Origin of the sequence: Mesorhizobium sp. KR9-304 (assembly GCF_040049215.1) — a bacterium.
Lineage (GTDB): Bacteria > Pseudomonadota > Alphaproteobacteria > Rhizobiales > Rhizobiaceae > Mesorhizobium_K.
Genome location: NZ_JBDZDN010000005.1, coordinates 254,635 through 278,555 on the forward strand (window position 1 = coordinate 254,635; position 23,921 = coordinate 278,555).

Below are 23,921 nucleotides of genomic sequence, written 5' to 3' on the forward strand. Positions count from 1 at the left end.
AAATCGCAATGCAACCTGTCATCCTAACATTCTCGCGTCGGAGCGTGCTGCACGCCTGTGCGGCGGCTTGCATCGTTGCGGCAGGCGCCGGCATAGCCCTTGCCCAGGGCCAGCCGCCGATCACGATGGCGATCAACCAGTCGCCATGGCTCAAATCGTTCGTTGCCATGGTCGACGAATACGAGAAGGAGACCGGGAACAAGGTCGAGCTCGATGTCACGCCATTCGGCGGGCTCCTTGAAAAAATCCGCAACTCCGTGCGAGGCGCGCAGGGCGCTTACGACATCGTCAACGTGAATTCGCTCTGGCTGTCCGAGATCTATTCGGGTGAGTTCCTCGCCCCCCTAGGCGACGTCCAGGCAGGCTATGCGCTGCCCGAGGGCGTGCTGACCTATGGCGACACGACAAACTGGGACGCCGCGGCCGGCACATTTGCCAGTGGCGGCGCGCTGATGGGCGTGCCGGTCAACGGCAACGTGCAGGTGCTCTACTACAACACTGACATCTACGCGAAGCTTGGCCTGCATCCGCCGATGACGTGGGACGAACTCCTCGCCAACGCACAGGCAATCCAGAAAGAAGGCGAGGCCTATGGCTTCGTGCCGCGGGCCGCTCGCGACTCGATCGTCTACAACTTCACTCCCTACCTCTTCAGCCACGACGCGGCCTTCTTTAAAATCACCGGCCCCGACGAGGCCGATGTCGTTGTCAACAGCCCCGAAGCCCTCACGGCGCTGGAAACCTATGCGAAGCTGGCCACGGAATCGGGCCCTCCCGGACCCGGCAACATCGCGCAGGGCGAACTGATCCAACTTCTCGCCACCGGTAAAGGCGCACAGGCGATTGCCGTCATCGCCGCCTGGGGACAACTCGAGGACCCCAATTCCTCACGCGTCGTCGGAAAGATCTCCGCCGCGCTGCTGCCCGCCGGCCCGGCCGGCACGGTCGCATCGAGCGCTGGCCACTGGGTGGCCGGCATCCCCAGGAATGTCGCGCCCGAGAAGCAGAAGGCGGCACTGGCGTTTCTCGACTGGTTCGCAGCCAAGGAGCGTCAGGTCGACTATGTGCGCGCCGGCGGTGTACCGGTCAGGGGCGACATAACCGGCGCGGATCTTGGCGACGAGGCGGCGTTCCGCTTCATCGACGCCTATTCGCAAAATGCCCAGCACGCGGTGATGGGCCTCCCCTTCGCGCAGGCCGCGGAAGCCTCCGACGCCATGGCGCTCAGTCTCAACCGCGCCGTCATCGGCGAGATGACGCCTGCCCAGGCGCTCAACCAGGCCGCCGCCGACCTGGCCGGCGTCCTGGAGCGCAACGGTTTCGCCGTCACGAGGCTTCCAAATCTGTGATGATGTGAAGCGACGCCGGCTACGACCGGCGTCACTCCCCCGGGCAGGATCGATGCGATGATTTCTCACGGGCCAAGCTACAAGGAGCGGCGCAACAAGCGCTGGATCGCGATCTCGCTGCTGCCTGCGGTCGCCCTGTTCATCGTTCTGACCGCGTTCCCGGTCGTCAATCTTCTGGCGTTGAGCTTCTTCCACGTCGAATGGCGCGATGCGACCTCGGCTTTCTCCTTCGTCGGCCTCGACAACTACCACCGGCTGTTTTCGACCGAAAAGGTGTTCTGGGACGGTGTGTGCAATACGGCCCTCTTCGCCGTGACCGCCGTGTCCTGCCAGATGGTGCTCGGTTTCTCCATGGCGCTCGCCGTCCGGGTCGCCGTATCCTACGGAAGCGCCGTGCTGACAGGCATCTTCCTGCTACCGATCGTCGTTCCGCCGATCGTCATCGGCACCATGTGGCGCCTCATCATGGGGCGTGAGTTCGGGCTCGCCAACATGCTTCTCGGGCTTCTGGGACTCGGGCCGGTCGACTGGCTCGGCAACCCCAGCATCGCGCTCGCCTCGGTCATCTTCGTCGACATTTGGCACTGGACGCCCTTCGTCTTCCTGCTGATGCTGGCCGGGCTCGAGTCGCTCGACGGCGAGGTCATCGAGGCCGCCCGGATGGACACGAGGAGCCGTTGGCAGCAGATCCGCCACGTCGTTCTGCCCATGATGATGCCGACCATCGTCGTCACGCTGCTGTTCCGCGTGATCTTGTCCTTCAAGGTCTTCGACGAGGTCTACCTGCTGACCTCCGGCGGCCCGGGCACCGCAACGGAAGTCGTCAACTTCTCGATCTACCGCACCTTCTTCCGCCAGGACCAGGTCGGATACGGCTCGGCGATGTCGATCGTCACGCTGTTTGCGATCAGCGTCGTCATCGTCCTTGCGCGCGGCTTTGCGCCGCGCCGCGCCGCGCGGCGGAGTGCTGCGTCATGAGGTTGCGTCTCGGGCTCGCCAACACCGTCGTGTGGGGCTATGCGCTGGTCATCCTCGGACCGACGCTCTGGGTGCTGTCCAACGCCTTCAAGTTCAAGATCGACATCATCACCGGCGCCACCATTTCTCCATTCACCTGGATCAATTTCAACGAACTGCTGTTCTCCCGCCAGTCTGATTTCCTCGCGAACCTCCTCAACAGCGCGGTGATCGGGATCGGCTCGACGGCGATCGTCATCGTCGTCGCGACAATGGCGGCGTTCACGCTGACCTGCCTCGACGTGCGTCCTTGGATGCGCTGGGCGCTGCTCGGCTGGGCGCTGCTGTTCCACATGCTGCCGACGCTCACGTTCGTGGGCTCCTGGTACCTCATGTTCTCGTTGGTCGGACTGCATGGCACCTACTTTGCCGTGATCATGACGCATGCCGTGCACAACCTGCCGATGGCGCTGTTCCTGATGATCAGCTTCGTCGGCGGCCTGCCGCGCGAACTGATCCAGGCGGCAAGGATGGATGGCTGCAGCTACGGGCAGGTGTTCTGGCGCATCGCCTTCCCGCTCGTGCGCGGCGGCATGATCGCCGCAACCGCGCTCACCTTCATCTTCTCGTGGAGCGACTTCGCCATCTCGCTGACCCTCACGTCGCGCGACACGATGACGGTGCCCGTGGCGATCGCCACCTTCGCGCAGGAATACGACATCCGCTACGGAGAGATGGCCGCCGGCACGCTGCTCTCGATCGTTCCTGCGCTGTTGCTCATTCTGCTCGGCCAGAACTTCATCGTGCGCGGCCTGCTTGCGGACGCCGTGAAATGAGCGTTTTGAAGCCGATGCGGCCCGGCGGGCGCGGGAGACATTGATGGCCGACGTCACTATCCAGGGATTCCAGAAATTCTACGGCAGCGTCGAAGTCATTCCACCGCTCGACCTTGAGGTCCGAACGGGCGAGTTCGTGGTGCTTGTGGGCCCGTCGGGAAGCGGCAAGTCAACGCTGCTGCGGATGATCGCTGGCCTGGAGAAGATCGACGGCGGAAAGCTCTCGATCGACGGCGAGGACATCACCGGCCGCGATCCCGGCGACCGCGACATGGCGATGGTGTTCCAGTCCTATGCGCTCTACCCTCACATGACGGTGGCGGAGAACATGACCTTTGCCCTGCGAATGCGCGGCACAGGGGACGCGGTGATCCGCGAGCGCTTGGCCGAGGCGCTGCGCATGCTCTCTCTCGAAGGCTACGAAAACAGGAAACCGGCGCAGCTTTCTGGCGGCCAACGCCAGCGCGTCGCCATGGGGCGCGCTATCGTGCGCCAACCGCGCGTTTTCCTATTCGACGAGCCGCTGTCGAACCTCGACGCCAAACTGCGCGCCCGCACGCGGCTGGAGCTACGCGAACTGCATGACCGGCTCGGCGCGACATCGATTTTCGTCACGCACGATCAGATCGAGGCGATGACGATGGCCGACCGCATCGTATTGCTCGACAGTGGACGCATCCAGCAGATCGGCTCCCCGCGCGAGATCTACGAGGAGCCGCGCAACCGTTTCGTCGCGAGCTTCATCGGCTTGCCCGAGATCAACCTGCTTGAGGGTGGCCTCCATGTCGACGGCGACACGATGCTCTTCAACGGTCTGACCCTGCCCGGAAGGAAAGCGGAGATGCCGACCGGCGGTGAATATACACTTGGCATTCGACCTGAAGCCTTCGACGTCTCGGCCACGCCGCTTGCCGGGACCGTGTCTCTGACGATCCGCGCGGTCGAATATACCGGCTCGGACGTCTTTGTCTTCGGAACCATCGATGCCGGACAGTTGACCGTCAAGCTGCCGGCCGAAGGGCATGCCCTGAGAGATGGCATCGGGGCCGGCGCCATCATCCATGTCAGGCCGACGGCCGAGGGGTGGCATCTCTTCGACAAATCGGGTCTGCGCGTGGGGAAGAAATAGAGCCGGTATCGATGACAGCCAAACGAACCGGGACACCTCTTTCGAAAAAGGCGCTGAGCGCGCTGGTCGGTGACTTGAGGCAGGTCGCCAGCGTCAGGCGGTTCCTCCTCTCGGACGGGTCCGAAGCAGGCATCGAGACGCTTGCCTTCTCGACCGGTGGGGGGCTCGATTTCTGGGTCACCGCGGGACGGGGGATGGACATCGCTACCCTGTCGTGGCGCGGCATTCAACTCGCCTGGCAGAGCCCGGCAGGTTTTCGGCTTCCGCCTGCCACGGCCGGGACAGGCGACCGGACGTTCAACCGCGCCTTCGGGGGCTTTCTCAATACTTGTGGGTTCGAGCACATCCGCCAGCCGGCCGAAGGAAATCCCCTGCATGGCTCGGCGCCCTTCACGCCGGCGCGCCTCAACAGCTACGGCGAGGATTGGAACACGGCTGAACCTCTCCTTTATTGCGAGGGCGAACTCGTCGTGTGGGCGTTTGGAGGCGGCGGCCATCGGCTTCATCGGCGCATCGAGGCCCCAATTGGCGGCTCGACGCTCCGCATCGTCGATGCAGTCGAGGTGATCGGGCCCGATCCGGCGCCGATCATGGCGCTCTATCACTTCAACCTCGGCTATCCGCTGCATCAGGAAGGCACCGAAATCAGCCTCGACGGCGTCGTGGTGACAGGCCCTCTGCCACGGCACGAGCCGGCCCCCGCGCAATCGACTCTGCACACGGCTTCTCCTGGGCGGGCAGTCTGCCGCGTCGACGGTGGCGGGGCGACCATCGCGTTCCACTGGTCGACCGATACCTTGCCCTGGCTTCAACTCTGGCGAGACCTGCGGCCTGGTTGCGGAGTGCTGTCCGTCGAGCCCTGCTCGATTGCCAGGTCGGAAGACGGTAGGTCCACGAGCACGCCCTGCATAGAACCGGGCCGGCCGGTTCGGTTCGAGATCGAAGTTATCCTCGCCGATGCAGTTCACGCCCGTACCCCGGTAACATTCAATGATCGCGAAAATTGCTCCAGGAGTTTGCGCGGCCTCCGCATGTGGCCCCGCGTGGCAATTGCAACGCGGGCGACACTGCGGCTGGCGGCGACGATCGTCGGGCGTGTGAAGGTTTGGCGCGCATCGTCTCACGGCTCGATCTGGAACGGAGGATCACGGAATGGATCAAGCAGACGCACGCCGCGGCCCTCGAAATCCTTGGTGTTGCGGGTCACGAGGACGAGACCGTGAACCCGCGCAGTCGCAGCGAGCGCCATGTCCCACCGGTCCTTGTTCTTGGCGCCGAGCATTCGCGTCCATTCCTCGACGATCGTGGCGTCGACGGGAATGATGCGGTCGATAAAGGCCTTTTCGGCGGCTGCGACGGCCTTGAGCAATTCCGCCGACCTCTACGGGTCGCGACGCTTCAGCGCTTCCGCGCCGCGGCGCTTCTCGAACAGGGTGACGACGCTCAGCCTCAGATCCGCATCGTCGACGGTGGCGAGCCATTTGCGCAAATTCGCATTGCCCCGCGCGCCGAATTCGCGGAGCACATTCTCATCGATCAGATAGGCGGTCACGGAATCCTGCGCGGCACGACCTCCGTCGTCGGCGCTTTGTCGTCGAATGCGCCAAGGTCGGCCAATTCAGCGAGAGCGCGCTTCAGGCTCCGGGGGGGATAGGGCCGTCCGCGCTTGGGATAGGCCTTCGCATATTCGATCGCGGATTCCACCTGCTCGGGAGTCAGCGATGGAAAGTCCGCCACGATCTCAGCGATAGACTGCGTGCGGGCCAAGGCCGCCACCATGTGAACGGGAATGGTAGTGCCCTTAATGAGCGGGTCGCCTCCGTCGTCGGCCTCCACCCACCGGCGGAGCTCCTCGAGGCGTCGGAGCCGGCTCTTGAGGTCGGCGTCGACTTTGCCGAGATCGAGTACGAGCTCTCCAAGCGTGAGGCGATGGGCATCGGCGGAAAGCTGACGGATTGCCTCGTAGAGGCGCCGCCGTCCGGCGGGCGTCAGATCCTTTTCGAGCCGGTCGGCAACCAGGAGGAAGCGCATCTCAGCGGGTCCCAGCAGGCGCTGCACGGCACTGCCGACCCGGCGCTGGCGCGCGCGGATGAGACCGGTATCGACGGCCTTGTTGAGCGCGGTGGTCGACCGATTGAGAACGTAGCCGGCCTCGGTAAGTGTGAACGCTTCGGCGGCGGACATGCCTGTCTCCTGTTCTAATCTATCCCCAGTATAGGGATTAATTAAATGAAGTGCAAGCCGACGGGTTCGCCCGTTCGCGAGACCGGAGATCATCGCGGCTCGAAGGCTCGGGCGATCGGGCTGTGCGGCACGACGAACCGCGCGGGCTCATCGACCCAGAGCTTGGCGATCTGCATGAGCTGCTTAGCCGCCGTGCCGGAGAACTGATGCTTCTTCACGATATCGGCGCTGAACCGCTTGCTCCCTGGCTGTCGGCCATCGCCGCCGCCGATCGGGTCTATGTCGACATAGAGACGCTCCGGCCCCCCTTTTCCCTTCAGCATAGCTGTATCTCTTCCCCGGCGACGCGCCACCTGAAAACTTGGCATCGCTCGTCGGCGAGCCCATCAACGTCGAGCGGATCAGGGCAAACTGGAATGACATCCTGCGTCTCGTCACGACGATCCGTTCCGGCCAGGTCCGGCCATCGACCTTGCTGGCGAAATTGTCCGCATTCCCGCGCCAAAACGGACTGGCGCTCGCGTTGCGCGACATTGGGCGCATCAATCGATCCATCTTCCTGCCGCAATGGTGGCAGAACCCTGAAATGCGCAGGAACGCCACCGCCGGCCTCAACAAGAGCGAGGCCCAGAACACTCTGGCCCGGGCGCTGTTCTTCAATCGTCTTGGAGAGCTGCGGGACAGAACCTTCGAGAGCCAGTTCTACAGGGCGTCCGGGCTGAACCTGCTCATCAACGCCATCGTCTATTGGAACACGCTCTATCTCGAGCCGGCGTTCGTCGAACTCAATCGCGAAGGCGTCACCACACCGCCGGACGTGATCAAACACATCACGCCGCTCGGATGGCAGCACATCAGCCTGACCGGCGATTACATCTGGACCCCGGCTGACAACCTCGACCTCAGGCCGCTTCGGCGAGAGACGTCGATGCTGGCCGCTTGATCACTATATGCTCTCAAATGTCGGACAGATTCACCACTTTCGTGTCGTGACGCCAACCTGCGCCGTTAAGAGGCCGCCGTCCGCCGAAAGTCAGGATCGCCGCTACTGTCGCTTGGCAGTCCCGTACCGGCTAGGGCAGCACCCTGACGCGTCCCCGGAGCTACCCCAATCGGCCAGCTCCGCGACTTTTGCATCGCTTCTGCCGCACCGTTTGAAATTGACATGTCGGGTATCTCACTTGCAGACACCGCAATGACGTTGCCATTCCAGGAATTCTCGTCAACTCCCGGAAGCACCGAAGGGCATCCGGCGCGCTTCGCGGCCGCAAGCGCGGTGTCGCAGCCCGTGTCGGCACCGGGCGTGATCTCTTCGGTCGCAAGGCGAGACATGGCAGCTGTGGTATCGCGACCCGGATCCGACCCTTCCCTGAGGGTATCGCTCATGAACGGCTCCGGCGCGTCCCATCCGCCGTGAGCCCCAGCCCGGAAAATCCTCCAGCCGGGCGGTCCTAAATCGGGGTGCACCTCAGTGATCGACGGACTCTCCCAAATCTGGAGGAAGTTCAGGGTCTCAGGTCCGATAGCTACTCTGTGTGCTTTTGACTTTGGTCAAGCCCCCGCGCGATTTCAATGACGGCGTTCGCTCGCCCCTCCAAAAGGGCGTCGAGAGGCGAGCTGCCGCCAAATGCCGGATGAGATTTCACTAGCCACTGCCAAGCAAGACGGCGATCGCGAAATATTTCGACGAGGTCTGCAATGCCTTGCACTGGTCTCCCGTCAATAAACTGCTTTAACGGGAATACCGGCTTACGACTGCTGCGGGTGTCAAGTGCGATGACTTCGTTCAGCTTTTGCCATCTATAAAGAGTAGATCGTGGTATGCCGAAATGCCTCTCGATCAGTGTGGGACCCGCAACAGGCCCAGCCCATTCGTCTGCCAAATGAAGCCGCCCTGCCGCGGGTGGGGGGGCTGCCACTTCAAATTTCCTAATCCGTTTATCGACGTCCTTTTTTGCCTCACTGGTCAATTGAGATACAAACTCCGTTCCAAATTCGGCAATGTCATCTTTGATGGTCAGTAGTGCCCGTTGCATTGATTGCGGTTGAGAAGCCAATTGCGACCCAATTACAGCCGCCAACTCCGCAATCAAGTGGACAGCGTTAGGATACAAGGTTGGATCATGCTCAACCAGTACTGAATGAATTGTAGTGTAAAGGCGTCTTTCAATATCTTCGCGACGGGCTAGCTTCAGTTTATGCCTCTCCCTGGAGAATTTGCGCTCGTCAGCCAAGGGATTTTCTCTCGTGGAACTTGCTGTCGACCCCGTGCAATCGGACAGGGCCAAGTTGGATTTGATCCGCGATGAACTCGCGGGGTGAACGATACTCAAGCGCCTTCTGCGGACAAAGGCGACCCCGATATCCGAACCACAAGGGCAGCTTTTGTATCACCGTTGTAGCGTCTGGCAAGGAGTGAAAGCGTACTATTCATGTTTCATTATCGATAATAAGGCCCGGCCACTCTCGGCTCCAGTCCAACGATGCGGGCCAAACCAGGGTTTATTATGCGATGTGGGCGAAACCATTCTCGGAGAGCCCCCCGATCTTTTCCGACAAGCGTTTGACTTTGGTCGAATCGACCCCGGCAGCGACGACGATGAGGTCGCGACTGCGTCGCCTTAGTGGCGACATGCGAAATAGCTTCACGCGGTTGCCGCAGTTGAGCGATAAGGCGGGCCCGACGCCAAAATCCCGTATCCGGTATTCGCGAAGCTGCTCGGCACCGGGTCGAGGACAGTCACTCTGGGACCCTATAGCTCGGTTTGAGTCTGTCGAACTCCGCGTCGGATACCTCCATTCGTCCGATCAGCATGCTGCAGTCGAGATGGTCGATGAGGTATGTGGCGACGGACCCTGACCACCAGCGCGCCAGGGTCCCGTGCTGGCGATGCCCGATAACGACCAGATCGGCGTTGATTTCCTTCGCGACGGCGCGAATTTCCGGGCCGGGATCGCCCATCGCAAGCCGCGTGTCGGGTTCAAATCCTATATCCCGCAACTGCCGTTCACCTTCGGCGAGGATGTTTTTATAGACCTCGCTCTGCTCGCCCACGACTCCGGGATAAACACCTTCGGCAACGACAATCCCGGTGGAAATCTGCACAACCGCCAGGAGACACACCTGGGCCTCGCAGAGCCGCGCCAAGCGTGCACCCTCGCGTAGTGCCAGACGACCTTCGACGGACCCGTCATAGGCGAGGAGAATGCGTCGATACATGCGTACCTGCGTTGCCACATTGCACCAGAACCAGAGTTGCGCTATGTCGTTAGCATACTATCAATAAGAAAGCTATCAAGTGGGCATCGGCCAGGAATTCGCCATGGAGCTTGCACGGGTTGGGCGTCGTTGGAGAACCGGCCTTGATGCGCGCGTGAAACATCTCGGATTGACGCAAGCGCGATGGATCGCGCTGCTGCATCTGCGGCGGGCGGGGGCGATGTCGCAAAGGAATCTCGCCGAGCAGATCGGGGTTGAGGGACCGACCCTGGTGCGTCTCCTGGATGCGCTCGAGCAGCGCGGTCTGATCGAGCGCGTCGATTCCGATGATGACCGGCGCGTCAAGAATATCCATCTCGCGGAAAGCGCCAAGCCGCTTATCGAGGAAATCACGCGCATTTCCGATGCGTTCAGGGAAGAACTGCTCGAAGGCGTTCCCGCGAATGATCTGGCGGCGGCGCACCGCGTGCTGGGACTCATCGGCGACAGGCTGGAAAGATCGTAGAATGAACATGGAAGCAAAGCCGTCGCAATTCTCCGGGGCGGCGCACTCAGCTGCTGGCACTGTCGAGACACCACCAGCTACGAAGAAAGGCGGGCTAGGGCGCAGGTTGGTTCGCACGACGGCGCTTTTCGCGGTGCTCGGCGTCGTCGCGTATTTCACCTATCCCTGGCTGGCAGCGCGGTGGACGCACGTCTTTCTCGACGATGCCCGGATCGCGGCAAATATGATCGCCGTCAGCAGCGAAGTGTCCGGCAGGATCATATCGCTCCCCGTTATTGCGGGCGACAAGGTCGTTCGTGGACAGGTTCTGGCTACCATCGATGCGGCATCCGCCTCACAGGAACTGAAGGGCCTGGAAGCACAGGTTACAGGCGTCAAATCCCAGCAGAACCAGCTGCGTGCCCAGCAGGGTTTCGTTCGAGGTCAGGTCGCGGCGAAGCTTCAGGCGGCCCAAGCCCAGATTGCCGCAGCTCAAGCCTCCCATGCCGCCGCCGAGGCCGCGCTTCAGAATGCGCAATCTCAATTCGGCCGTGTAAAGGCGCTCGCAGGTCGAAACGTTCTATCGGCCCAGCAGCTCGAAGACTCGGATGCCCGGTTGGCTGCCGCCACCCAGCAGGAACGGTTGACCGCGGCCGGGATTCTGACAGCCCGCGCCAATCTCGAAGTCGTGAAGGCTGAAGAGGCACAGCTTGGCGTCCTCGACCAGCAGATCGCGACCCTTGATTCGCAGGTCGAGGCACTTTCGGCGCAGATCGAACAGAAACGCATCGACCTCGGCCGCCGCGACATCAGGGCAGAGTTTGACGGCGTTATCGATAGCACCTTTATCGATGCGGGGGAGTACGTATCGCCCGGCACGCGGCTCCTGATCTACCACGACCCGAGCACAGTCTGGGTCGACGCCAACGTCAAGGAGACGGACTTCAGGCGGCTGACGGCCGGCGCGCCGGCGCAGATTACTATCGACGCGTATCCGGATCGGGAATTCCGCGGCGAAGTCGTCCGGATCGGCGAAGCCGCCACCAGCCAGTTCGCTCTGCTGCCGAGCCCCAATCCGAGTGGCAACTTTACCAAAGTCACTCAGCGCCTGCCGGTGCGGATATCCATCGAACAGCAGGATGGCCTCCTGCGCCCCGGAATGATGGTGGAAGTCAGCATCGATGTCGATTGAAGACCTGTTCGACAGCTACGGTCCGGCCTATCGCTGGCTCGCAACAGGCACTGTGATGATCTCGGCCATCGCCGTCGTTCTGTCGACGACCATCGTCAATGTCGCGATCCCCGGCGTCATGGGCGCTTTCGGCATCAGCCAGGTCGAGGCACAATGGATTTCGACCGGCTTCCTTGCAGCAATGACGGCGACCATGCTGCTTGCCGATTGGGCCAACAAGGCATTCGGCCAGCGAGCCAGCATGATAACGGCCCTCGCCCTGTTTGCCGCAGGGTCCGTTCTTGGCGGCGTCGCGCCGAACGAAACCGTTCTAACCATTGCAAGGGTTATCCAGGGCGCTGCCGCCGGCATCGTTCAGCCGCTCGCCATGGTCCTTCTGTTCCAGGTCTTTCCGGCAGACCAGCGCGGCGCCGCCATGGGTATATTCGGCATCGGCGTTGTGCTCGCGCCGGCGCTCGGCCCATGGATCGGCGGGATACTGATTGACGCTTTCAACTGGCGCTACGTCTTTTATCTCGGGATTCCGTTTGCCGCCCTCGGCATTTTCTTGTCAAATCTGTTTTTGCCGACTCGCGCCGACAAGGGTCCTCGTCCAGGATTCGACTGGTTCGGCGTGCTCCTTTTGAGCGTGTTCCTCGGTGTTCTCCTGAATGCGCTGACGAACGCTCAGCGAGAAGGCTGGACGTCCGATCCGATCCTCGCGCAATTCGCGATTGCTATGATCGCGGCCTCAAGCTTTATCTGGTGGGAGATAAGGGCGGCCAAGCCCATGCTCGACATGCGGCTTTTCAGGCAGCTACCGTTCGCCTCGGCTTGTCTGGTCGGCTTCATCATGGGTGCGGGTCTGTTCGGATCCACCTATCTGGTTCCGCTGTTCGTGCAGACGATTCAGGGTTTCACCCCTACCCAGGCCGGATTGCTTTTGATGCCGTCGGGATTTGTGCTGGTCTTTGTCTTCCCGATTGCCGGACGCATGTCTGATAAGCTCCCATCCGGCTGGTTGATCGGCTCCGGGATGGCCATTTTCGCCTATTCCTCCTACCTGACGGCCGACATCGACATCAACACCACCTTCTGGATGCTTGCCTGGCTCACCGTTCTTTCGCGCATTGGCCTCGGGCTGGTGTTTCCTTCTCTGACCTCTGCATCGCTTAAGGTTCTTCCAAGGGAACTGGTCGCGCAGGGATCAGGCGCGATCAATTTCATTCGCCAGCTTGGTGGCGCGTTCGGGGTCAACCTGTTAGCCGTGTTCATGGAACGGCGCACCGTCATGCACGCTGACGCGTTCGCCGCGACCCAAACCACCGACAACTCCGCCACGATGACGTTGCTGAGCCAGGTCGCTGCAATGGTCAAGACAGCGGGTGTCCCCGACTTCCAGCAATTGCCGACGGCCGCGTCGTTTCTGGCGCAAACCATCATCATTCAGGCCAACACCGCCGCGTTCCGGGATGGGTTTATTGTTGTGACGATCGTATTCCTGGTCGCTCTATGGCCGACGTGGCTGCTGCACCGTGCCGAAGCACGGCACCGGCTTCAATCCCACGCGGCGCCTGTGGAAGGCGGGGCGTAAAAACAACCATCCGGTCAAGTGCTTTTGCTGAAGGCGGAGGGCTACCCGGTGCGCAGTCCGTAGTAGCTTCTATGGAGAGGCGCAGTCTGGAGCCAAGCCGTTCGCAAAAAAGGCGTTAGCGTTAGCGGGACGGCGACGGACCGCGTAACAGAAAATGCAACCCTGCCATCGGCGCCACCAGAATTGTTTGGCGAAGGGGTCATATCTGTTGCTTCCAGTTCGCGCCACGCGCCTGAAGCGCCTGCCGGCCAATTGGGCGATTGAAGTCGCTTGCCACTCTCGGCACTGAACGAGCAAGCTGAGCATATCAATGCCGGTTCAGATCCACGCGCCCAGACTGGTCTAACCATAACTTCCGTAGGGCTCAGTACCCTCACAATTGCGATGTCCGTCGCCTTCGCACGGCGTGTCAATCGCCGGCCAGCGCTTTTCCAACGAGAACGAATGGGCTTGAGATTGTCGAACCAATTGATTTGAAGACGAAAGCGCCGGCCTGCCGTAGCGGTTGTCCGGCGTTCAAGTCTCCCGTTTCCTCGAGTTGCGCGTAAATCGAGGCAACAAGCGCATAGCGGTTGTGATTCAGGGGATCCAACGTGTCGAGAGACGAAATATCCACGAAGGCAATATTGGCTTGTCGCGCGGCTTCCTCGACGCGGGGATCGGTGACATCGAGAGCGCCCACGCGCTCGTGCTGCCCCGCCAGACGCTGCGAAACCAGAAGGGCTCGGTCGTCCGGCGAAACGAGTACGATCAACGGCATCTCCATCGGGCCAACGACGTTCATCTGGGCACGGAACACGTCAGCGTCAATGTCGGGTGCGGCGAGCACCACCTGAAGACGGTCGAGAACACGATCCTGGCCTGTCAGACGCAGTTGCCGCAGCGCCTCGACCGTCAGCAGGCCGCCCATCGAATGTGCGAAAAGATTGATCTTAAATACATTGCGATCGCGGGCAAGGGCGGCGAGCATCTCCACGAGATAGTCGCGCGAATAGATAACTGCGTCGCGGTCGGCAACATACCCTGCAACCGTGGCCTGCGAGGGCCATGCGAACAATATGGATGAAGTTTCCTGCTGGCTGTCCCCGACCATCTGCGCAAGCCGGAACAGCGCCTGCTGGAAATTCTGGTTGTAGCCATGCACAAAGAGGGAGACCTCGCCTTGCGTCGATCGCGCCGAGGCCGAGAGTCTCGCGAGAAACTCGCGCTCGTCCAAACCCTGCTGATCGACGACCGCGACCGTCCTTTGCGGGTCCGGTCGATTCCGTGGCCAGTCAATTTTCCCCGGCTGCCTGCCAGGCGGCAGCGAGATGTCGAAGGTGGCGTAATTCGTCTGCCGCGCGCGTTCGCCAGTGAACCGGGTGACGCCGGGCGCCTCCCTGGCGCGGGTGGTTGCTGTGTAGACGGTGACTGTCTGCGCTCCGTCGACCTGGGCTTGCACCGGCTCCAAAATTTCGGGACCCGGCCGGCTTGCACAGGCGGAAAGCGAGACGCCGACGGCAAGTAGCTGGAGGCCAAACACAACCTCGTGCAAGAGGCGCAGCAACGGAGCACGAAAATCTGCCCAGGATCCTTGCATGTTCGGGAAGACCTTCAGTCTGAACAAAATCTTTTCCTTTTCAGGAACGCGAACGTTTCTGCCTAGTCATCCTGGCCATAACAGCAACGATCCGTTCAAGATAGCTTGTCCTCGACGATATCGTCTTCTGGTTGTTCTTCACCGTTGTCCTCTCCGCTCGCCAACCCGACCGGAATATCTCCCGCCAGCAACTTTTCCTTCGACAGTAGCCCTGCGTCCTCGAGCGCCTCGAAATACGGCAGCTGGCGCAGCGTGTCGAGCCCGAACTCCAGCAGGAACTTTTCGTCGTGACGTAGGTGTAAGGCGCGCCAGGCGTCGGACTGCGCGGTCCGGAGGCGATCAGCTTTGCGCCGCGCAGATGGCCGATCAGGTCGCGAGAGATCTCTTTCCCAAAAAACGACGACAGTTCTCCACGCGTGATCGGTTGGAAATACGCGATGCACATCAGCACCAAAACCTCGGACTGCGTCAGCTCGGCCGTCTTCTCGCCTCCGCCAACCGCCTCACGGATGGCGTCGGCATAGGCAGGTCGGGTCAGGTGCCGAAAACCGCCGGCGACGGCGACCAGATCGTAGGGCCGGCCGCACAGCTCCTCGCGAATATCGTCGATCAACAGGTCGATGCTGCAGCTTTTTCCGACGATGCGGGCCAGCGTTTCGTGGCTGACCGGTTCGCTGGCGGCAAAGATCGATGCTTCGACGCGGTTCATCCATTCGCCCCAGCGCGCCTCCGGCGGCAGGTGATCCAGCTCCCGGTCAAACAGACGGTCATCTGACCGATGATCATCTGACCGGCCCTGCTCTCGCCTTTTGCGCGCCGTCCCGGTCATTGGTCTAGATCCCGTAGATGCGGAAGGCGGTGCGGCCCGACAGTTCACGCACGGCGCCGAGTTCTACCAGCCGGTCGAACAGGCGGCGCAGCCCGCGGTCGCTCATCCCTGCGATCTTTTGCGATGCCACGGTCGCATCGTCAGACAAAAGTTGCTCCACCACAGTGTCCGCCGCCTTGGCCCGGAGTTTTGGCGCGACAGCAAGCAGTTTTTCCGCGCGGCGCCAGAGCTCGGCGGAGAGGTCTATGGCCAAACCGGCCGAAGCTGCGAAATTGGCCAAGATGTGGAATGTTGCGCGAACGGATTGATCGGACCGGCTGGCTGGGGGTGTCTTTACCGCGAACTCCACAACGGCGGCAGGCAGATCATCGACACGCCTCTTAGGGGCGACATCATCGGCGTCAGGGCCGTCGACGGGCCGAACTACGCCACTCTGTCGGCGATATCGGAGCTGTCGCTCTTTGAAGTTCCGAAGTGGGCACTGGACCGTGCGATGCTCCTGCACCAAGCCATCGGTAATATGCTGACCCGCGCCATCGCGCGCCAGAATTCCATCTTAGCGGAACACCTGATCAATGCCGGGCGACGCAATGCGATAACCAGGACCGCCCACCTTTTATGGCCTGGCCGCCCGAGGGAGATTCGATTGCCCACTCACCCAGCAGGATCTTGCCGATATCCTTGGCCTCACGGCTGTTCATGTCAGCCGGACCTTTGGGGAGTTGCGGAAGGCCGATATCGCTTCGTTCAAGGCTGGATCTGTTGAGATCATCAACGGTACCACACTGATGAAACTGTCGAGCTTCGACAGCGAATATCTACGGCTGACATAGCTGGCCGGACTTTACTCGAACGATTTCACTTTCGAAGTGAGTCTGAGCCGAAATCTAATGTTTAGGAAATGGTGGCAAGCTACCCCCGAGCCAACGACTGGATGGCTCAGAGTTGTGCAGGACAAAGCAGTTTCAGGGCCCGGCGATTGTGTCAGATCGAATGCACCTCGATGCGCTGGACGATCCAGCGATCACTGCGGAAGTTGAGCGACTTCTAGCGCGCCGCACGCGTGACATCCGCCTCACAGGCGAGATCAACCGGCTGTTTCGAGCACGTGTCTGGTCGCAAACGGCGAAGATCATCCGCGCCTGGATGATTTGGGTGTCCTTCTTGGATGTGCTGACCTTGGCGCTCTACATGCTGCTGCTTCCAAGGGCGATCGCGCTATCCATGCTTCTGCCTGGAGCCATCATCCCGCCCGTCGTTATCGCCGTCGTCCTCATCTGGCGAAAGCCGCGTGCCCTCTGGCTCCAAGGGGCAACGCTGATCGCGGGCATGTTCCTCATCCTGTTGTCGGTCGCACTGGTCGGCGCAAGTGCCGGTGGCGAATTCTACGAGCGGCACCTGAGCATCATGCTGTTCGTCGCGATTACAGCCATCATCATCTTCAGCATCCCACTCGACTGGACGGTGACGCTCGCCACTTTGGCACTCGCACTCTATCTCGCTTTTCAGCTACAGAACCCGGGGCTCGAAATCGGGAGTGCGGTGGCTGCGACCCTATTTTTCGCCAGTGGCGTTTTTGCAACGGTTGCCGCGCGACGCACCATGACAATTCTCGCTCAGAAAACATTCCTTCTTGAGCTTCGTGACCGACGTAGGGTTGCCGAACTGGCGGCAGCGAACGACCAGTTGAAGCTTCTCGCGAGGACCGATCCGCTCACTGGCCTCGCCAACCGGCGCTGGATGACCGAAACCCTCGACCACCTCTGGGGCGGTCGCAGAAAAATCCCCGGCGGCGCCGCTATGCTCATGTGTGACATCGACGAGTTCAAAATGCTGAACGATCGCCTCGGCCATGCCGAGGGCGATCGTTGTCTGGTCAAAGTGGCGGGTATAATCCAAGCCAACGTAAGGTATGATCGAGATCACGTAGCGCGCTATGGCGGTGAAGAATTCCTCGTCCTTCTTCCTGGACTAAACGAGCAAGAGGCTATCGTGGTGGCCGAGCGGATTCGCGAGAGTGTCGAAGCCGCCGCGCTTCCCAACCCTTCTTCTCGGGCGTCCCGCCACGTCACCATCAGCATTGGAGTTGCGGTTCAGTCGCAGACTGAAGTGGACACCTCACCGGAGCAACTCCAGCGTCACGCGGATGCGGCGCTCTATCTTGCCAAGCAAGCCGGCCGCAACCGAGTCCTACTCCACAAACCGGAGACGTCGGTGCGCAAAAATGGCCCAGCGGCGCGCTGATGCCTTGAGTGCGTCTGCTTTGCCAGCCGACCAAAAGCCAGCATTCCCAGCGGCCCGCCCGAGGTTCGAATTGCGCGCCACAACACGAACACGACTTGCCGGTGAGCGGGCCATCCGTCCACACGGTATAGCGCTCTCCTGCCGGCAGGTCGCTGAAGATCAGTCAACGAGGGGCTGCGATTACCGGTAGTGGCGGCGTTACCCAGCCGCTGGAGCCGCTTCAGCCAACATCCTCATCGCCGGCTGGATCGTCGAGCGCCCCCGTCAAGTCTCCCGCCAGCAGCTTTTCCTTCGAAAGCAAGCCTGCGTCTTCGAGCGCTTCGACGTCGGGCAGGTCGCGCAGCGAATTGAACCCGAACTGCAGCAGGAACTGTTTCGTCGTCACATAGGTGTAGGGCGCGCCCGGCGTCGGGCTGCGGGGCCCCGAGGCGATGAAGTTTTGGCCGCGCAGCGTGCCGATCAGATCGCGGCTGATTTCCTTGCCGAAGAATGTGGAGAGCTCGCCACGGGTGATCGGCTGGAAATAGGCAATGCACATCAGCACCAGTACTTCTGACTGCGAGAGGTCTATTCCGCGCTCATCGGGGCCGACGGCCGTGCCAAATGCACTGCGAATGGCGTCGGCGTAGGTCGGCCGCGTCAGGTGCCGAAAACCGCCGCCGACGGCGGCCAGGTCGTACGGGCGGCCGGCGAGCTCGGCGCGGATGTCGTCGATGAGGAGGTCGAGATTGCATTCTTGCCCAACCACACGCGCCAGGACACTGCGTGTCACCGGCTCGCTGGCCGCGAAGATGGTCGCCTCGACGCGGTTCATCCATTCGCGCCACCGGACTTCCGGCGGCAGGTGGTCGAGCTCCCGGTCGAACAGGCGGTCATCTGATCGGCGGTCATCCGATCGGCCTTTTCCCCGTCGCGCACGCGCGCCCTCCCCCATCGGCTACAGCCCGTAGAGGCGGAAGGTGGTGCGGCCCGACAGCTCGCGCACGGCGCCGAGGTCGACAAGGCGGTCGAACAGGCGGCGCAGGCCACGATCGCTCATGCCGGTCTTTTTGTCCTCGCGCGAAGCCGCGAGTGCGTCGTCAAAGAGCAACCGCTCGACGACGGCGTCCGACCCTTTCGCCCGCAGCTTTGGCGCGACGGCCAGCAGACGCTCGGCGCGGCGGCCGAGCTCCGCCGCAAGATCCACCGCCTGCAGCGCTGCCCGGGCATAGCCGGCGAAGATGCGTTGCCGGGCTGCTTGCGGCGATTGCCGTTGTTCCATGGGCGACGATCGACCGCTGCCTGCCGCCGGTGACGGGTGAGTGCCGAGCAGAGGAACCGCGCGCGACCATCCGAGCTGATCGGCCAGAACGGCGTCGGCAAGCCACGGCCCAAGCGCGCGCGCAGCACGGCCGTCATGGCGCTCCAGCACGGCGATCGCGTCGGCCGCGGCGGCGAGCGCATTGCCGACCGCGCCGGCAAGCGGCCGGATGTCGTCGCCGATCTGGCCGGCCGCCGCCGCGTCGAGGGGGCCCCCCAGATCGGCGGCGACATCGGCCAGGACCGAGTCGCTGAGCAAAGACGCGACCGGACGCGATGCCAGCGTGCGCCAGGCCAGCAGTATGCGGCCGGCCGGACCGACCTCGTCGCCGGGACGGGTGAGCAGCAGCGCGTCGCGCAACGCCGCGGCGTCCTCGACCCGGCCGGCCCGCTTCGCCGTCACCGCGGCCGCCGCGAGTGCCAGGCGGTGCCGCCAGGCGCCGGCCGCTTTTTCTTTCCGGCGCACCACGGCGTCGAGGGTCGCCAGCGCCGCGGCGGCGGCAAAGGCAGCGTCTTCAAGCGATACGGGACCAGCGACCGCCGCGCGCAGCCAGCTCGGCACCGGCGCGGCCGGCGCCGCCGGGCCAGCACCGCTGACGGCTACTGGCGCATGGCCAAGCAATTTTGGGCGGAGAATCATCGCAAAGAGGATGAATCAGTGCGGCGCTTTTGGCAACGAAAATGGGACAAACCGCCGCGCCTGTCGACATTGTTTTATGTCCGGTAAGCTTCCATTATCGGACATATTCTGATAAGCTCCCAAATCATGCAAAATCCCCCGGAAAACACGCCCAAAATCGACGATGCGGCCGATGGCCACCAAGATGGCGTCACGACACGAAAGTGATGAATCTGTCCGACTTTTGAGAACATAGGGTGATCAAGCGGCCAGTATCGACATTTCGCGCCGAAGGGGCCTGAGATCGAGGCTGTCTGTCGGGGTCCAGATGTAATCTCCGGTAAGGCTGATATGTTGCCATCCAAGCGGGGTGATGTGCTTGATCACGTCGGCCGGCGTCGCAATGCCTTCGCGATTGAGCTCGGCGAAAGTCGGTTCGAGATAGAGCGTATTCCAGTAGACGATAGCGTTGATGAGCAGGTTCAGCCCGGACGCCCTGTAGAACTGGCTCTCGAAGGTTCTGTCCCGCAGCTCTCCAAGACGATTGAAGAACAGCGCCCGGGCCAGAGTATTCTGGGCCTCGCTCTTGTTGAGGCCGGCGGTGGCGTTCCTGCGCATTTCAGGGTTCTGCCACCACTGCGGCAGGAAGATTGATCGATTGATGCGTCCGATATCGCGCAATGCGAGCGCCAGTCCGTTTTGGCGCGGGAATGCGGACAGTTTCGCCAGCAAGGTCGAAGGCCGCACCTGGCCGGAACGGATCGTGGTAACGAGACGCAGGATGTCATTCCAGTTTGCCTTGATCCGCTCGACGTTGATGGGTTCGCCGAAGAGCGTGGCGAGGTTTTCGGGAGGCGTGTCGCCCGGGAAGAGATAGAGCCGGCGATCCTTGAGGCCGCGCAGCCGGGGCACGAGCTGGAAACCGACAAGATGGCAGAGAGCGAAGCTCATGTCGCTGACCCCGCCGGTATCGACATAATGGGTTTCGATGGCGAGGTCGCTGCCATGATAGAGCAGACCGTCGAGGTCATAAATGGCCTCGCTCGCATTGGCATTCATGGCGATGATGTGGAATGCGCCATACTGGTCCGAGGTGAAGCGATAAAACTTGGCGCCGGGGTTAGGGCCATAGCGGGCGTTAAGGTCGCCGATCGCCTCGGCGTGCCCTCCCGCTGGAAAATACTGCCCGTCCGAGGATGAGGTGGTTCCGTCGCCCCACAATTTCGTGAGAGGCAATTGTCTCTGGGCGTTGACAAGGATGGCATGCGTGCCGGTGTAACCCTCCTCCCGGATATGCCAGTCGTGCGCCCAGGCGAGCTGGCGCATCGTCAGCCCGGGGGAAACATCCGCCATTCTGGTGAGACCGAGATTGATGCCGTCCGCCAGAACGGCGGTAAGCAGGGCAAGCTTGTTGTCGGCCGTCCGCCCGGTGCGCAGATGGGTGAAGGCGTTGGAAAATCCCGTTCGGGCGTCCACCTCAAGCAGCAGGTCGGTGATCCGGATCGCAGGCAGGCGGCCTTCCACCTTCGGTTTCAGCGCCTTCGCGATGTCGGGAAACATGGCCTTATGCGGCGTGACGCTGAAACCCGCGCCGGTCAATTCGACATCGTCGAGCTCACCCGCTGCTGCCAGACGGGAAAGCGCGCTCAACCCGTCGTTCAAGGTCTGGCGCTGTTGCTTCAGATAAATTTCTACATCGGTATCGACTGCAACCGGAAGCGGACCTTCCTCGCGCATCAACTCGAATGTCGGCGCGGGAATGAGGAAGCTCTCGAAGGACTGGAAGCGCTTTGCGCCCTCCACCCAGACATCGCCGGCATCGAGGCGGCGTTTCAATTCGCTGAACAGGCTGAGTTCATAGGCCCTGCGATCGATCTTGCCATCCTGCAGGATCAGAGGCATCCAGCCTCTCGGTGCAAAGGATATGGGAGCCCTGTCGGGTATCGCTCTTTTCCCTTTGCGGTACAGATCGGCGACCATCGATAGCGCGCGCAGGAGATTCGCCGCCACGGCGTGGCCACGAAACACGAACGTCGACAGGAATTCCGGCGCCATTTTCCGGATTGTCGGATAGCGCTGGAGCATTTCGATCTTCCCATCGATGCTGTCCGGGGCGATCAGCGTGTCGATCGCCTGGACACTGGTCGCGAAGACCGGCCATTGAATGACCGCTTCGAGCGCCCTGCCGATATCCTCGCCTCTCTCCTTGGCCTCGATGATCGCGTGGCAAACTTTCGAAACGTCCTTGAGCGGCTTCTGAACCTCCCGGACGGAACGGGTGATGCGGGCGGTCGCCTGATTGTCGGCTCGCCGCGTCATGGCGCCGATCAGTTTCTTGAACACGTCGATTGCGCAGTCGGTCAAATGGCGAGAGAGGTGTAAAGCCGTCGCAGCCAGCACGGCGTGCCGGCGTTCGGCGTTGAGGTCGCGCAGATGCTGCGCGCTCATCCGCATCCCTTCCGCGGCGAGTTCATCAAAAACCTTGGCCGGAATGCGCTCCATCAATTCCATTGGCAGGTTCAGTGACCGAAGAAACTGCACGCGTTCGGCTATCCTGTCGAGATTGATGGCGGTAGGCGACAATGCCGGTGTTCTCGCCCACGCGAGGATGGTCACGTTCGTCCCCGCACGCGGGTCGAGAAGTTTGTCGAGGTCACGCTTCTGGCCCTCCGAAAGCCCGCCAGCCAGGGCCCGGTGAGCGATGCGGATGCCGCGCCGGATTGCAACGTGGATGATGGCTTCGAGTGCTCCGCGCGCCGGCAGGAGAATTCGCCGGCGTCGCAATTCCTCGACGACCATGTCCGCCAGAGCATCGGCCCGGCGCAGGGTTTGCGCAGCCGGCGTCAACCAGCCGGTCAGTGCGCGCACGTCCGAAGGCGCAAATGGGCACATCTTCATTTTCTCGAACAGCAGAGCGAGGTGCTCGCGGCGTGTCTGCGGGCGCTCGAAATATCGGTCGATCTCGCGATGATCGGCGCCGATCTGCCGGGCCAGGAACCGCAAGACGCCGGAAGGCAGGATCTCACCATCCGCGAGCGGCCTGCCTGGAAAACGCAAAATCGCCAAAACGCAGGCCAGACCCAGTCGGTTCGATGCACGATTCTGCCGCATGATCAGATCGAGCTCCGGCTGGTCCAGGGTGTAATGCTTGGCGATCTCCCTTTCGTCGTCGGGGATCGCTGTCGCCTGGCTCCACCATGTTTCGCTCAGCAGTGCTCTTCGCGCCATTCATCATCATCCATCTCTTCGCGGAGGCTGCACCGAAATGGAAAATGCATGTCCGGCAAACGACCGTTTCGCGGCTTCCACAGATTTTGTCCGCAAACCTTGCCACGCAACGGCAAATTGGACATTGTCCACCTTCAACGAGAAAACGGACAAATCATACCTCATGACTTCGATCGGCTACGCAAGGGTCTCCACCAGTGATCAGGATACGGCGCTGCAACTCGACGCATTGCGCAAAGCCGGCTGCGAGAAACTGTTCGAAGACAGGGCTTCGGGGGTCAAAACCGATCGGCCTGGTCTGGCGGAAGCCATTCGCTATGTCCGGGAAGGCGACTCGCTCACAGTCTGGAAACTCGACCGTCTCGGCCGATCGATGAAGCACCTCATCGAGATCATCACCGAACTGGAGGCCACAGGTGTCGGGTTCCGATCGATCACCGAAAATATCGACACCACGACATCCGGCGGCCGCCTGGTCTTTCATTTGTTTGGGGCCCTGGCCCAGTTCGAGCGTGATCTGATCCGGGAGAGAACCCGCGCCGGTCTCCAGGCTGCAGGGGAGCGAGGTCGACGCGGTGGCCGGCAAGCTGTCGTCACGCCGGAGAAGCTCGCCAAGGCTCGCCAGCATCTGGCCGCCGGCCTCAATGTTCGCGAAGCCGCCGCGCGCGTAAAAATCGGCAAGACCGCACTCTACCAAGCTCTGAAAGCCGACAAATCTGCCGCGTCCACCATCAAATAGGCAGAAGTTCTGGGTACGTTCTCAAATGTCGGACAGATTCAACACTTTCGTGTCGTGACGCCTAATGGCGATGCCGCCCCGTCCGCGCGGCGAAGGCGTGATCACGCGCCGCATGTGGGCCGGCATATTCTTCGTCGGCGCGGTCATGGCGACGGGAACGCTCGCCGTGTTCGACGCCTCGCTGCCGGGCGGCATGATCCCGGGAAACGGCAGCATCGACTATGCGCGCACCATGGCGTTCACGACGCTGACGCTGTTCCAGCTCTTCAATGTCTTCAACGCGCGTTCCGACGAGCGAAGCGCATTTTCGGACCTGTTCGCGAACCGCTGGCTATGGGCTGCCGTCGGCCTGTCGCTCGCCCTCCATACGGCCGTGATCTACCTACCTTTCCTGCAGGAGGCCTTTTCAACCGTGGAGATGGATCCGGAAGACTGGGTTCTTTGCGCGGCTACCGCGAGT

21 protein-coding genes and 3 pseudogenes are annotated in these 23,921 nt (G+C 61.8%); 12 read left to right on the forward strand and 12 right to left on the reverse strand.

Going from position 1 to position 23,921, the window contains the following annotated elements:
* Positions 1-8 precede the first annotated feature (8 nt).
* Genes ABLE71_RS23090 through ugpC form a run of 4 tightly spaced genes read left to right on the forward strand, consistent with a single transcriptional unit; the run spans position 9 to position 4,271 of the window.
* Positions 9-1,349: an extracellular solute-binding protein gene (locus tag ABLE71_RS23090; RefSeq protein ID WP_348785821.1), complete on the forward strand. Its 1,341-nt coding sequence runs from the start codon at positions 9-11 to the stop codon at positions 1,347-1,349.
* 57 nt (positions 1,350-1,406) lie between these two features.
* Entirely contained in the window at positions 1,407-2,327 is a 921-nt protein-coding gene (locus ABLE71_RS23095; RefSeq protein WP_348785822.1) for a sugar ABC transporter permease, read from the forward strand.
* On the forward strand, positions 2,324-3,142 hold the full coding sequence (locus ABLE71_RS23100) for a carbohydrate ABC transporter permease (RefSeq protein WP_348785823.1): 819 nt from the start codon (positions 2,324-2,326) through the stop codon (positions 3,140-3,142). The genes ABLE71_RS23095 and ABLE71_RS23100 overlap by 4 nt, the downstream gene beginning before the upstream one ends.
* A 43-nt stretch (positions 3,143-3,185) precedes the next feature.
* Positions 3,186-4,271: a sn-glycerol-3-phosphate ABC transporter ATP-binding protein UgpC gene (ugpC, locus tag ABLE71_RS23105; protein ID WP_348785824.1), complete on the forward strand. Its 1,086-nt coding sequence runs from the start codon at positions 3,186-3,188 to the stop codon at positions 4,269-4,271.
* A gap of 1,120 nt (positions 4,272-5,391) precedes the next feature.
* On the opposite strand, the gene ABLE71_RS23110 is transcribed toward ugpC, so the two are convergent.
* From ABLE71_RS23110 to ABLE71_RS23125, 4 genes are all read right to left on the reverse strand, one after another.
* Positions 5,392-5,640, reverse strand: coding sequence for a hypothetical protein (locus ABLE71_RS23110; RefSeq protein ID WP_348785825.1), 249 nt, complete (start codon positions 5,638-5,640; stop codon positions 5,392-5,394).
* 12 nt (positions 5,641-5,652) lie between these two features.
* Positions 5,653-5,823: a hypothetical protein gene (locus tag ABLE71_RS23115; RefSeq protein WP_348785826.1), complete on the reverse strand. Its 171-nt coding sequence runs from the start codon at positions 5,821-5,823 to the stop codon at positions 5,653-5,655.
* A complete protein-coding gene (locus ABLE71_RS23120) occupies positions 5,820-6,455 on the reverse strand; it encodes a DUF433 domain-containing protein (RefSeq protein ID WP_348785827.1) in 636 nt (211 codons plus the stop codon). The genes ABLE71_RS23115 and ABLE71_RS23120 overlap by 4 nt, the downstream gene beginning before the upstream one ends.
* Positions 6,456-6,544: 89 nt before the next feature.
* Positions 6,545-6,778 (reverse strand): hypothetical protein, encoded by a 234-nt coding sequence (locus tag ABLE71_RS23125; RefSeq protein WP_348785828.1) that lies wholly within the window; start codon positions 6,776-6,778, stop codon positions 6,545-6,547.
* A gap of 2 nt (positions 6,779-6,780) precedes the next feature.
* On the opposite strand from ABLE71_RS23125, the pseudogene ABLE71_RS23130 reads away from it, so the two are divergent.
* Positions 6,781-7,398, forward strand: a pseudogene (locus ABLE71_RS23130) (Tn3 family transposase); the annotation flags it as partial.
* Between the two features lie 583 nt (positions 7,399-7,981).
* Here ABLE71_RS23130 and ABLE71_RS23135 read toward each other — a convergent pair.
* A complete protein-coding gene (locus ABLE71_RS23135) occupies positions 7,982-8,689 on the reverse strand; it encodes a hypothetical protein (RefSeq protein WP_348785829.1) in 708 nt (235 codons plus the stop codon).
* 506 nt (positions 8,690-9,195) lie between these two features.
* Positions 9,196-9,675 (reverse strand): universal stress protein, encoded by a 480-nt coding sequence (locus ABLE71_RS23140; RefSeq protein WP_348785830.1) that lies wholly within the window; start codon positions 9,673-9,675, stop codon positions 9,196-9,198.
* Between the two features lie 79 nt (positions 9,676-9,754).
* Between ABLE71_RS23140 and ABLE71_RS23145 the strand changes: the two genes are divergently transcribed.
* The 3 genes from ABLE71_RS23145 to ABLE71_RS23155 are packed head-to-tail and all read left to right on the forward strand — an operon-like array spanning position 9,755 to position 12,924.
* Positions 9,755-10,180, forward strand: coding sequence for a MarR family transcriptional regulator (locus ABLE71_RS23145; protein WP_348785831.1), 426 nt, complete (start codon positions 9,755-9,757; stop codon positions 10,178-10,180).
* Between the two features lies 1 nt (position 10,181).
* Positions 10,182-11,351, forward strand: coding sequence for an HlyD family secretion protein (locus ABLE71_RS23150; RefSeq protein ID WP_348785832.1), 1,170 nt, complete (start codon positions 10,182-10,184; stop codon positions 11,349-11,351).
* Positions 11,341-12,924, forward strand: a complete 1,584-nt coding sequence (locus tag ABLE71_RS23155) for a DHA2 family efflux MFS transporter permease subunit (RefSeq protein WP_348785833.1) — start codon at positions 11,341-11,343, stop codon at positions 12,922-12,924. Before ABLE71_RS23150 ends, ABLE71_RS23155 begins: the two co-directional genes overlap by 11 nt.
* A gap of 409 nt (positions 12,925-13,333) precedes the next feature.
* On the opposite strand, the gene ABLE71_RS23160 is transcribed toward ABLE71_RS23155, so the two are convergent.
* From ABLE71_RS23160 to ABLE71_RS23170, 3 genes and pseudogenes are all read right to left on the reverse strand, one after another.
* Positions 13,334-14,530, reverse strand: a complete 1,197-nt coding sequence (locus tag ABLE71_RS23160; protein WP_348785834.1) for an alpha/beta hydrolase — start codon at positions 14,528-14,530, stop codon at positions 13,334-13,336.
* Between the two features lie 68 nt (positions 14,531-14,598).
* A pseudogene (locus ABLE71_RS23165) lies at positions 14,599-15,332 on the reverse strand (SMC-Scp complex subunit ScpB).
* Positions 15,333-15,336: 4 nt separating this feature from the next.
* Positions 15,337-15,615, reverse strand: a pseudogene (locus ABLE71_RS23170) (DUF1403 family protein); the annotation flags it as partial.
* A 394-nt stretch (positions 15,616-16,009) separates the two neighbouring features.
* Here ABLE71_RS23170 and ABLE71_RS23175 point away from each other — a divergent pair.
* Positions 16,010-16,165, forward strand: coding sequence for a hypothetical protein (locus tag ABLE71_RS23175; protein WP_348785852.1), 156 nt, complete (start codon positions 16,010-16,012; stop codon positions 16,163-16,165).
* Positions 16,166-16,325: 160 nt separating this feature from the next.
* Complete coding sequence (locus ABLE71_RS23180; RefSeq protein WP_348785835.1) at positions 16,326-17,576, forward strand: GGDEF domain-containing protein; 1,251 nt, start codon at positions 16,326-16,328, stop codon at positions 17,574-17,576.
* Between the two features lie 220 nt (positions 17,577-17,796).
* Here ABLE71_RS23180 and ABLE71_RS23185 read toward each other — a convergent pair whose 3' ends face one another.
* The 3 genes from ABLE71_RS23185 to ABLE71_RS23195 form a co-directional block, all read right to left on the reverse strand.
* Entirely contained in the window at positions 17,797-18,510 is a 714-nt protein-coding gene (locus tag ABLE71_RS23185) for an SMC-Scp complex subunit ScpB (RefSeq protein WP_348785836.1), read from the reverse strand.
* A 3-nt stretch (positions 18,511-18,513) separates the two neighbouring features.
* Positions 18,514-19,437 (reverse strand): DUF1403 family protein, encoded by a 924-nt coding sequence (locus tag ABLE71_RS23190; protein WP_348785837.1) that lies wholly within the window; start codon positions 19,435-19,437, stop codon positions 18,514-18,516.
* A 318-nt stretch (positions 19,438-19,755) separates the two neighbouring features.
* Positions 19,756-22,722 carry a Tn3 family transposase gene (locus tag ABLE71_RS23195; protein WP_348785838.1) on the reverse strand — a complete coding sequence of 989 codons (2,967 nt, stop codon included), beginning with the start codon at positions 22,720-22,722 and terminating at the stop codon, positions 19,756-19,758.
* 163 nt (positions 22,723-22,885) lie between these two features.
* Here ABLE71_RS23195 and ABLE71_RS23200 point away from each other — a divergent pair, with 163 nt between their 5' ends.
* Both ABLE71_RS23200 and ABLE71_RS23205 read left to right on the forward strand, forming a co-directional pair.
* The gene (locus tag ABLE71_RS23200) at positions 22,886-23,461 is read left to right on the forward strand and encodes a recombinase family protein (RefSeq protein WP_348785853.1); all 576 of its coding nucleotides are present in this window, start codon (positions 22,886-22,888) and stop codon (positions 23,459-23,461) included.
* 64 nt (positions 23,462-23,525) lie between these two features.
* Positions 23,526-23,921 (forward strand): cation-translocating P-type ATPase C-terminal domain-containing protein (locus tag ABLE71_RS23205; RefSeq protein WP_348785839.1); only part of this gene is annotated, 396 nt, incomplete at its 3' end.